This is a genomic window from Vibrio sp. 1557 (assembly GCF_033340175.1).
GTDB lineage: Bacteria > Pseudomonadota > Gammaproteobacteria > Enterobacterales > Vibrionaceae > Vibrio > Vibrio alginolyticus.
The window spans coordinates 1-1,053 of sequence record NZ_JAWOVZ010000278.1 but is presented as its reverse complement, the minus strand read 5'-3'; the positions used below and the strand labels follow the sequence as shown (position 1 = coordinate 1,053).

Below are 1,053 nucleotides of genomic sequence, written 5' to 3'. Positions count from 1 at the left end.
ATCAGAATACCCAACACGATCATTGGCGTTGATAGAATTTGTCCCATCGAAATATAACCACCAAATAGACCAAGCTGAGCATCCGGTTCGCGAACAAACTCGACTAAGAAGCGGAATGTACCATATCCAGCTAAAAATAGCCCTGATACCGAACCCAATGGGCGAGGCTTTTTGATGAACCAGTTCAAGATGAAAAACAGCACTACGCCTTCTAACAGCATTTCATACAGTTGCGATGGGTGACGTGGTAAAGGCCCGCCATTTGGGAAAACGATAGCCCAAGGAACGTCTGTTACACGCCCCCAAAGCTCGCTGTTCATGAAGTTACCCATACGGCCCATACCCAAGCCAAATGGCACAAGAGGCGCAACAAAGTCAGCAACGCCGAAGAAGGTACGACCGTTCTTGTGTGCATACCAGAACATTGCCGTAATCACACCCAACAAACCACCGTGGAACGACATACCGCCAGTCCAAACTTTGAAGAGATACAAAGGATCATCTAAAAACAGTTCAAAGTTATAGAAGATAACGTAACCGACGCGACCACCGATGACGACCCCTAAGAAGCCCGCGAAAAGTAGATCAGAGACTTGCTCTCGAGTCCAGCCGCTGCCTGGTTTGTCAGCACGACGGTTCGCCAACCACAATGCAAACATGAAACCGACGAGGTACATCAAACCGTACCAACGAATTGAAACAGGACCAATAGAGACTAAAACCGGATCAATATTGGGAAATTGAAGGTATCCCTGAGACATAAATCATTCTCTTCTTATTTACAAATAAAACCAATATACCCAAGTCACCTCAAATGCTCGGTTCAGCGTGAATAACTTGGGAATAAACTTACAGCAGCATTGTTGCTGCAACAAACATTAAGAATATTGCGAATATTTTCTTTAATACCGCAGTAGGAAGATTGGTCGCGAGCTTCGCCCCCACTTTCGTGGTCAACATCGAAGTCATCGCAATCGCAAGTAACGCAGGAAGGTAAACATAACCAATACTGTACGCAGGTAAGCCTTCAACCTTATAGCCGTGCAAAATAAA

The 1,053-nt window shown here is 45.4% G+C and carries 2 protein-coding genes; both read right to left on the bottom strand.

Annotated elements, in window-relative coordinates:
- Window positions 1–761: prolipoprotein diacylglyceryl transferase (gene lgt / locus R7070_RS26475; protein ID WP_318141555.1), on the bottom strand; the 761-nt coding region annotated here is incomplete at its 3' end.
- 88 nt (window positions 762–849) lie between these two features.
- The coding region (locus tag R7070_RS26470; RefSeq protein WP_318141554.1) for a TSUP family transporter at window positions 850–1,053 on the bottom strand (204 nt) is incomplete at its 5' end.